At 64.8% G+C, this 8,824-nt stretch carries 14 protein-coding genes; all 14 read right to left on the bottom strand.

Features of this window, described 5'->3' with window-relative positions; all coding sequences use genetic code 11:
• Nucleotides 1-35: 35 nt before the first annotated feature.
• Complete coding sequence (locus Q1J95_RS11945) at nt 36-167, bottom strand: hypothetical protein (RefSeq protein ID WP_300267819.1); 132 nt, start codon at nt 165-167, stop codon at nt 36-38.
• 3 nt (nt 168-170) lie between these two features.
• Nucleotides 171-782 carry a hypothetical protein gene (locus Q1J95_RS11940; RefSeq protein ID WP_300267818.1) on the bottom strand — a complete coding sequence of 204 codons (612 nt, stop codon included), beginning with the start codon at nt 780-782 and terminating at the stop codon, nt 171-173.
• A gap of 2 nt (nt 783-784) precedes the next feature.
• Nucleotides 785-1,180 carry a hypothetical protein gene (locus Q1J95_RS11935; protein ID WP_300267817.1) on the bottom strand — a complete coding sequence of 132 codons (396 nt, stop codon included), beginning with the start codon at nt 1,178-1,180 and terminating at the stop codon, nt 785-787.
• Between the two features lie 84 nt (nt 1,181-1,264).
• Nucleotides 1,265-2,197: a hypothetical protein gene (locus Q1J95_RS11930; protein ID WP_300267816.1), complete on the bottom strand. Its 933-nt coding sequence runs from the start codon at nt 2,195-2,197 to the stop codon at nt 1,265-1,267.
• Between the two features lie 306 nt (nt 2,198-2,503).
• Complete coding sequence (locus Q1J95_RS11925; protein WP_300267815.1) at nt 2,504-2,884, bottom strand: hypothetical protein; 381 nt, start codon at nt 2,882-2,884, stop codon at nt 2,504-2,506.
• Between the two features lie 47 nt (nt 2,885-2,931).
• Entirely contained in the window at nt 2,932-4,416 is a 1,485-nt protein-coding gene (locus Q1J95_RS11920) for a hypothetical protein (RefSeq protein ID WP_300267814.1), read from the bottom strand.
• A gap of 100 nt (nt 4,417-4,516) precedes the next feature.
• The gene (locus tag Q1J95_RS11915; protein ID WP_300267813.1) at nt 4,517-4,711 is read right to left on the bottom strand and encodes a hypothetical protein; all 195 of its coding nucleotides are present in this window, start codon (nt 4,709-4,711) and stop codon (nt 4,517-4,519) included.
• A gap of 198 nt (nt 4,712-4,909) precedes the next feature.
• Nucleotides 4,910-5,563, bottom strand: coding sequence for a hypothetical protein (locus tag Q1J95_RS11910; protein WP_300267812.1), 654 nt, complete (start codon nt 5,561-5,563; stop codon nt 4,910-4,912).
• Nucleotides 5,556-7,286, bottom strand: coding sequence for a helix-turn-helix domain-containing protein (locus Q1J95_RS11905; protein WP_300267811.1), 1,731 nt, complete (start codon nt 7,284-7,286; stop codon nt 5,556-5,558). The genes Q1J95_RS11910 and Q1J95_RS11905 overlap by 8 nt, the downstream gene beginning before the upstream one ends.
• Before the next feature lie 52 nt (nt 7,287-7,338).
• On the bottom strand, nt 7,339-7,704 hold the full coding sequence (locus Q1J95_RS11900) for a hypothetical protein (protein ID WP_300267810.1): 366 nt from the start codon (nt 7,702-7,704) through the stop codon (nt 7,339-7,341).
• 2 nt (nt 7,705-7,706) lie between these two features.
• The gene (locus tag Q1J95_RS11895) at nt 7,707-8,132 is read right to left on the bottom strand and encodes a hypothetical protein (protein WP_300267808.1); all 426 of its coding nucleotides are present in this window, start codon (nt 8,130-8,132) and stop codon (nt 7,707-7,709) included.
• Nucleotides 8,129-8,347 carry a hypothetical protein gene (locus Q1J95_RS11890; RefSeq protein ID WP_300267807.1) on the bottom strand — a complete coding sequence of 73 codons (219 nt, stop codon included), beginning with the start codon at nt 8,345-8,347 and terminating at the stop codon, nt 8,129-8,131. Before Q1J95_RS11890 ends, Q1J95_RS11895 begins: the two co-directional genes overlap by 4 nt.
• Nucleotides 8,335-8,604, bottom strand: a complete 270-nt coding sequence (locus tag Q1J95_RS11885) for a hypothetical protein (RefSeq protein WP_300267805.1) — start codon at nt 8,602-8,604, stop codon at nt 8,335-8,337. Before Q1J95_RS11885 ends, Q1J95_RS11890 begins: the two co-directional genes overlap by 13 nt.
• Before the next feature lie 35 nt (nt 8,605-8,639).
• Nucleotides 8,640-8,824, bottom strand: a 185-nt coding sequence (locus Q1J95_RS11880) for a hypothetical protein (protein WP_300267804.1), incomplete at its 5' end; no start/stop codon positions are given.

Below are 8,824 nucleotides of genomic sequence, written 5' to 3'. Positions count from 1 at the left end.
CGCCCAGCAGCTCGCGGATTGCATTTCTCAGCTCGTCATCCAGCATCGTTAGCCTCCCAGCCGCAGAATCGCGCGCGCAGCTCGGCCCCGCTGCTCAGCTCCGGCGTCACCGTCCCGTAGCGGCTCCGGCTCTCGCGTGGTGTGAGGATGAGCGAAGGGATCGCCATGCGTTACTCCTCCGGTGTTTCGAGCGCGTCCAGCCGCGCCTCGATTGCCGAGAGCCGAGCGCTCAGCCCGGTGATGTCGCCTTCGCTGTGCGTATGCTCTGTATCCGCTTTCCCGGCGAGCGCTGCGCTCAGCCCGGTAATATCGCCCTGCGCGTGCGTGTGCTCTGCATCCGCTTTTCCGGCAAGAGTTTCGCTTAGCCCGGTAATATCGCCTTCGCTGTGTGTGTGCTCTGCATCCGCTTTACCGGCAAGCGCTGCGCTCAGCCCGGTGATGTCGCCCTGCGCGTGTGTATGGCTCTCGGCGGCATAGTTCGCGATCACGTTCGCGGTGAGCTTGCCGTCGCTATCGACGCTCAGCGAGATCGTTGCGGTGTTGCCGACTGACGTAATGAAGCTGTCACCGTCGCCGCCGACGCCGGACACGCTCAGCGAATACGTGCCGTCGCCGTTGTGGACCGCGCGGAAGTCGATCGGGGGATCACCGGCAAGCCGGACCACACGATCGCCCTCGCCGCTGCTCGTGCTGACGCTCAGTGAGTACGTGCCGTCGCCGTTGTCGGTCGCGAGCATGTCGGTCGGTGGGTCGCCAGCCGGACGAAAGACGCGATCTGCCATGCCTAGTTCCTTTCCAGCCGTCCGTCGCGGATCGCATCGAGCACGGCACGCGTCGGATAGACACGCGCGCGCTGACCGCCCACGAGGAAGATTTCACCGTTCGGGTGTTGCGCGTGACGCTCCCACAGCGCGACGCGATTGCGCGCTCCGGCTCCGGTCACGTCGATCAACGCCTCAGAAGCGCCTGTAACGCACTGCTCCCCCGCATCCGACTCATGACTCGCATGCGACACGTTCGCGCGCTCTGCGGCGGAATCTGACGCGTCTGCGCCGTTGATCAGCACGTCCACCAGCTCGCGTTTCGTCGCGTAGGGTGTCGGATCGATGCCGCGAGCTTCGGCAATGATGTTCAGTTTCTCGCGCGTCACGCGCATGAGGTCAGCTGCGGTCGGTTGCATGAATGCTCCTCTCAACGAGAAACGCGCCGCCGCCACGACGGACGGACGGCGCGTTCGGTTTGCTGTGCGAGATTCGCGCGTGAACTACTTGGTGAGGTCGAGCACCTTCGCCGCCTTGTCGTCCACGACGGCATAGCCCTCGACTTCGGTGAACACGAGCGTATCCACCTGCTTTTCGATCCAGCGCTTGCTCTCGTTGATCGTGCCACCGATCTCGGTGATCTGCTCGATCGCGAACCGGCTGTCCAGCGCCACGATCTTGTCCTCCGGCGCTTCATCGAGCACGCCGAACCGGACATTACCAGCAAACTGGTCGTTCATCGGGACAAAGCCGCCGAACGTGCCGCTCAGCTCCGCGAGCCGGGTGTTGCCGTTGCCGGTGTCAAGGAGAAGCTGCTGCAGCGCGATGTCCTCGCGCACCAGCTCGTGCGTGAGCTGATACGGATTGCGGAACTTCAGCTTGAACGCGAGCCACGCCTGCAGCGTGAGCTTGCCACCAGCCGCGCTGTCGAGGTCGCTGAGATTGATCACTTCGGCAGCGGTGTTCGGATTGCCGTCGCCGTTGGTGATCACGTTCAGCACGGTGCTGACCTTATCGACCTCAGCCTGAACCGCCATGCGCGCGACGTAGAACGCGACGGTATCGATCGGAACGCGGCGCATCGCTTCATAGCTGATGTCGAGCCGACGACCGTACTTGTACAGATCGACCGGCCGCTCGCCCTGCGTCAGCGTCGCGCCCGGAATCTCGGCGGTTTCACCGACGCGAACCATCCGGTATTCCTGCTCGTCATCGTGCAGGTACAGCGCGCGATAGACGTTCGAATCGATCGCGGTGCGGAAGGCAATCAGCTCATTGAGCGGAATCGCCGGGGCGATCTGATCCATGCGCGCCTGAGCCGCATCGACATACGGACGCATCATCGAACCAACGGTCGAGGTGTCCGAGCTGAGCACGCTGCGCGCGTTGTGCGCGACCTTGCGGTACTGGCGCGCCAGATACTCGATCTGCAGCACGCGACCGGCTTCGCCGTGATCCTCGAACGCGCGGAACTCGTCAGCGTAGAAGCCGCGCTCGGGATCGCTCTGCGTGGTGATACCGCGCAGCGCGAGCTGACGCTCGAACGCGTCCAGTCCGTCGTTGTATCCCTCGCTCGGGTCCTGTTCTTCGAGCCAGCGCGAAAAGTTCACGCCCTCGTTGTACGCGGCCTCCATCGACCGGAATCCGAGCTGCTCGCTCAGCTCCTGTGCGCGGGTGCCCTTGATCTGCAGCGTCATGGTTTTGTATCCCCCTTGTCACTACTCGTAGCTGTCGGGCTACGCCTAGATGAACACGATCACCGTGCCGTCAGACGGTGCGTGAATCGCGGTGCCGCGACCGGCCTCCGTGTCAACCGCGCGCACACCACCACTGCCGTCAGCGACAACCGCGCTGCCGTACTCAGCTTCACCCGCGAACTCGACGAAACCGTGATAGGCGACGACCGCCATGCCGTCAGCCTCGACGCGTTCGAGCGCGCCGAACGGCACGTCACCATCTGCGCACAGTCCGACCTCGCCCTCGCCCGTGACCTTGACCGGCGCGAGATGCGCGTCGGTGCCATATGGCTCGTCACGCTTGAAGGTGATCGAGCTGTCCGTGATAAACGTCGCACGCTGAACGTGCAGCTCCTTGAACCCAACAATCTGCCGCGGATTCGCCATGACGATGTTCCTCCTGCTGCCGTGTCCGGCCTATCTCCCGCTGCCCCTTACGCCTTGAAGCGCGTGGGATCGATCTTGGTGCTACCGCGCTTGCCGCGCTTGGTCGTACCCGTGGTCGCGCGTTCGCTCTCGGGCGTGCCCTCCGGCTCTGCCTCCTCGCGCGTCACGCGTCCACCCGCAAACAGCTGATCCGCCTTCCCCGCGAACGTGTCGCGCATCGTGCGAATCCCGTCGATGTCGAGCTTTGAAAGAATGCCCCGGTACTGTTCGCTCGGGAAGCTCGCGCCATACGCGCGAACGCCCTCGCTGATCGTGTTCTCAATCAGCTCCTCGCGGTAGCGCACGCCCATGTCGGCCAGCGGTCGCAGTCGCACGACTTCCTGCGCGAGTGCGCGCACTGCCTTCACCGGACTCGTACCGATGCGGATGCCGTGCTCAGCCCAGCGCTGCCGCTCCTCGTGCAGCACATCGAGCTGCCCTTCCTCGCCGGTCAGCATCTCCGCTTCGATCTGCGCCATGCCGTCCAGCTCATCGTCCGTCGTCGCGCGCTCGTCGCTGAACTCGATCACGGTTTCCTCGGTGATCTCGTGCAGCTCCTCGTGCTGCTGATCGTCCTGCTCGCTCGCGCGGGTTTCGTCGTCATCGTCCTGCGGCGCGTTCGTGAGCTGCTGATCAGTCAGCTCGTCCTGCGTGCGCTGCTGTCGCTGCATGTCCTCGTCCTCCTTGTCCAGCGGCATCCCGCCCAGCGCGTAGATGCGATTCGGCTGCGCGATGCGCACCTGATACCGGCGCTCGATGCGAGCGCGCTCCGATTCGGGCAACATGCCCTCCAGACTCATCTGCTCAGCCTTGACGACTGCCGCGCTGGGCGACGCGCCGTCATAGACTTGACTGACCTCGCTTAGCTCGCCGTCGTTGATCCACGCCCATGCGACCTTGCGCACGGTCGAGCCGCTGTCGGTGTGCAGCTCGTATTCGAGTCCCGGCAAGTGAGGGCAACCGTCGTCCGACCAGAACTCGTAGACTTGCCGACCGCACAACCCGCATTCGATGTCCGTCGCGAAGAATCCAACGCTCACGTCGCGCCAGACACCGGCACGGATCGCCGCGCCGAAGTCGCTGGTGCTCTGCCCCGAGAGGTTGATGCCCGAGAGCGTGAAGAAGTCGCCCCACACTTCGGTGATGTGCTCACCGATCTCCGGGTCGTACTCGTCTGTCACGAGCAGCCGCCCATCGAGACTCTGGCCCCAGCCGTTCTTGGTCGGGTCGTGCGAGTCCTGATAGGACACGCCGCGTTTGAGTCCCTGAACGAAGTTGTCCAGCGTCTTGCCGGTGCCGCCGCGCATGCGCGTGTGGTAGAAGTCGAGCCGGTTGCTGCTCGCCATGACGCGCCAGAACATCGGCGCATATTCGTCAAACACGCTCGGGTCCGGCGCAGTCGCGCGCGCCAGTTCCAGCATGTGCTCGGTATCGATGCCGACTGCACGCGTGATGCGCGCTCGTGTTCCCAGCCGGATCGGTTCGCGTTGCATGCCCTTACGCCTCCCCCTGTCGTTGCGTGCTGTCTCTAGGGTAGCGTGCTATATACCACGATGCACCCACTTGGCTACCCCTATGGCACAGATAGTGCCGCTAAAGCGGCTTAGCTCCCCGCTGTTGCGCCGGAACCTGCACGCGTGGGTCATGAGTCAGACCAACGCGCTTGCGCACGTCTGCGCGCTGCTCAGCGCTCAGCGTTGCCTCGTACTTGCGTGCCACCTCCCTGATCGCCGCTTCCGCTTCCTGCATCGTCATCTCCCGCTCGACCGGCTTGCCGTGCTCGCTCACTGCACTCGCTCCTTCACGTGGCACGTGCTCGCGCATCGCTCGATGCGCATACACGCTGTAGTCTCTGCGTACTCTCTGTGTAGTCTCTGTATTAGTTGGGGCTTATCAAGCCTACTTGTTTGCTTAGCGCAAGCCTTCTAGTTTGCTTACTCTAAGCATTCTTGTATGCGACTCTACGGCTGGTGTACGAGCGCCCAGCTAGTCGCCGTACATGTACACGAACGGCGACCATGCATTGCTGTTCTGCTCGCAGCCGGGGCACGGATTGCCGGTCGGTGTCCAGTAGCATTCGACCCCGCCCTCGATCGCGCGAAATGACCAGTGGCACTTGCAATACGAGAGGCAGGGCGTGCCACCATCTCCCGGCTCGGCGGGAAGCACGACGCCCCACGCTCGCGCTCGACCGCGCTCGTGAAACGCCGTGCTCGTGTGGTGATACATCTGCGCGCGTGCGCTGATCTGCTTCGCGCTGAGATCGCCCGAGCGTGCCTCGGTCATGAAGTTGCGCCAGTATCGCCGCTGCTCCGTCAGCATGCTCTGCAGCACCGCGCGATCCGCGCTCGTCATCGCGTTGATGCCGCCGCGCCCGTACACGTACTCGGTGATCATCGTATTCTCGATGCGTCGCCAACCGAGCCGGTTCACGCGCGAGACAGCGCGCCCCCACGCTTGCCGGTCAGTCGGATCGATGCCGTCCAGCACGCCGTCCACGAATCCGCGCATCTGCGCGCCCCGGCTCTCGACGTAGCGATCCCGCAGCTCCAGCGCGCGACGCTCGCTGATAAAGCGACCTGTCTCGCGATCGCGATAGCGTCGCGTGCCGGACTCCCACACCCAGCGCGGTTCACTCATCGCTGTCCTCCTGCTCGTCCTCGACATCGGCAAGCAGCAGCTCCTCGACATCCTCGCCCTCGAACACCTCGCGCCACGTTTCGGTCGCGTCGCGCATGCGCACGTCGTCGATGATCACGTGGTCATCGTCGGGATTGCTCCATACGTCGTCACTCGCTGCGCGAACGTGCCGGTTCGCTCCCGGCTCCGCTTCGATCTCGCTCGCGTCGCCGCCCTCCTGTGTCGGCATGATCTCGTGCGGCTCTGCCATTGCCTCGTGCCCGACCGCGTACAGGCTCGCCTCGTCACGACCCATGTACCCGAGCGCTTCCGCGCGGCTCGCGTTGTCGAGTTTGAGCTGCATGGTTTGCTCGTCCCGAAGCTCGGACGCGCTGCGAACCCCGGCGAATCGCATCTTGACGTCAGACGGCACGCCCTGCGCGCGTAGCGCGAGCGTGAACAGCCGCGAGAGCAGCGTTTCCGCGTAGTGCTGCATGTGCCCCACGTACTCACCGATCAGCTCCCACTCGCGGTTCGCCTTCGCTTCGCTCTGCCCTTCACCGATCCCCATCAGCAGCGGCATCGATTTCAGCGCGCGCATCGCCATGCGCTCCGTCGCTTCGATCACCGCTGCCGCGCCTTCCATCACGCTCGTATCGACCGCGCCCTCCGCGCGATCGACCTCGACGGTATCCGTGACCACGAATGCGTCGTCCGGTTCGAGCTGCGCGTACTGTGTCGCGATCGCGTCCATGAGCTGCGCGATCTTGCGCTCGAAGTCCTTCATGTCGAGCGCCTTGTATGTCTCGCGCAAGCGTTCAAGGTTCACCCTGATGTTGGTTCGCGGGTAGCCCTGCTGCGCGATCACGCGGCGAAGATCGTGCAGCAGTCCGAGCAGGAACACGGTCGGGAAGATCGCCGGAGACAGGATCGCTCGTCCGTAGGGCGAATCCGCCTCCGGGTCCACCGGCATGTACGAGACAGTCGGGCTATCGAAGATCACGAACTGGCCGTCCTGCCACTGTCCCGGCATCCAGATCGCCCCGCGATCTGGATCGTCCACGCGTTTGAACCGCACGATCGCCGGGTCCGGCGTCGCGATGTCCACCGGCTCGCGCCCACGCTCGTCCAGCACCAGCTCAGCGAAGAATGCGCCGCGCGTGAGCGCGTTCATGAACAGTCGCCCCGAGATCACCTTCAGGCTGCCGTGCTGCTCTTCCAGCCGTGCCCTGAAGCTGTCCACGTAGACTTGGCCGCGCTCGTCCGGCTCATCTTCCGTTCCCGGCTTCACCGCGATGATCTCGTGACCGCTGTTCAGCAATCGCAGGTAGTCCCACACCGCGCGCGACATATCGGGGCTGACGTTGATCAACAGGCTAATCAGCTCGTTCGCGTCTGCCTTCGCCCACGTGTCGCGATCGAGATCGATGCGTCGCCACGTGCTGTAGTGATCAGGCGGCGGCAGGATCGTCTGCATCGCCGCGCTGATCCCGTGACTCGATGCGCCGCCCTTCACGATCGTCGCGCGCGTGTGCGTGCTCGCGTCACGCACCGGCACCGCATTGCGCTCGTGTCGCGTGAGCGCACCGCCCTGCTCGCGCAGCGCGCGCTGCTCCTTCTGCACGAGCGGTCGGCTCACGCCCAGCGCTTCGGCGATCTCGCGCTGGCTCTGCCCCGCTGCAGTGCGTCGTGCAATCTCCTCCCGGCGCGCGGCACGTCCCGCCGCGTCTAATCGTTTCGCCATTCCCGCTCCCTCTGAGTATCCACCGAGCGCGTATCCGCTACTCTGCTGGCTACTATCCTGCCACCATCGCCAGCGGGTTGTCGTCCTCGTCCGGCCCTATCCCTGCCGCATCGAGTGATTGCAGCCACCGGATACGATCTTCGAGCGCGTCGAGATGCGCGCCAATCTCCTCGGGCGGCACCCCGGCATCGAGCAGTCCGAGCACGTAGACGACGCGATACCCCTTCGCCGGATGATCGCCGTCCGTCACGCCGGGAATCAGCGTCTTGTTGATCGCCATGAGGTCCTTTTGCACGACGTTCTTGGAGACGCCCAGCCGCGCCGCGATCGTGTCGTAATCCTGCCCCTGCGCGCGCAGGTACAGCACGCAGCGGCGGCGGCGTGTCAGGCGACTCGTGGCGGGAAGCTGTGCGGTCATCGTTAGCGATCCCCCTCCGGGTAGCGGACGCCCTGCAGACTGCGCGCCTGCTCGTCCAGCGTGCGCTGTATCTGTATCTCGTCGCCCACCACGCGCGCACCGGGTGGCGTATCGCACACCTGCGCCAGCACGTCGGCGCGATCGATCGCCAGCCGCAGCAGCGCGTATCCGGCGATGTCGCGCCACGCGTCCAGCCGGTCCTCGTCCACGCTCGTTGTCTGCAGGTCGCTCTTGTGCATGTGCCACAGCCGCTCCAGCTTGTCGCCGGTGCGCACGATCATCCCTTCCTCGCCGAAGCGGGTCAGGTTCGTCGGGCCGTAGCTCTCGCGCTTGCGCGCCAGCAGCTCTTGCATCTCCAGACACACCGCGTCCAGCACGCTGCAAAACTCATCCATATCGAGCCGACCGAACGCTTCACCGAAGTTCATGACGCGCCCTCCGTGCGCTCGCGCTGATACTGCGCGCACGCATCGAGCAGCACATCGGCCAGCGCCATAGGCAAGCGCACATCGCCCGTGCCCTGCAGCTTCGCCCTCAGCACGCTGCGCGTGACATCGCCGCGCACGTGCTGCAAGAGCTGATCGACCGTCGCCTCCTCCGGCAACGGAAACGCGTACTCGTCTGTCTTGATCACCCGGACCATCCCTGCTCCCTCATCGCTTCGAACAGCTCGGTATCCGCCATGTCCCACAGCGCATCGAGCGCGACATCATCGACGCCATACGCGATCACGAGCTGCGCGAGCAGCTGCGCCGCGTTCTCCCGGCTCATCTCGGTATCGAGCACGACGCGCTCGCCGTCGTCACGCGTGCCCGACACCGTGAGCAGCACGTCGCCGTCCTCTCCCGGCTCGGCATACGCGCGCCCCTCGATCGTCGCGACGACCGTTTCTGCGCTCACGTTTTCGCCATGTATGCGCACGACGCTCACCATCCCTAGTAACTCCCTTCATGCGACGCTTCCGCGCGTTCTGCGCCGTTCTGAGGCGCGCTGCAGGCATGTTCGCGATAGCCACCCGCGACCGGCGCGGTCGCGCGCGTCGCGGTGAAGTCGTGCCGGATCACCCAGTCGCCGTCCGGGTGCGGATACGCATCGAGCACGATCCACTCGTGCTCGGTCG

Origin of the sequence: Microbacterium sp., from assembly GCF_029263575.1 — a bacterium.
Lineage (GTDB): Bacteria > Actinomycetota > Actinomycetes > Actinomycetales > Microbacteriaceae > Microbacterium.
The sequence above is the reverse complement of the archived record's forward strand: the minus strand, read 5'-3'. Positions and strand labels throughout refer to the sequence as shown.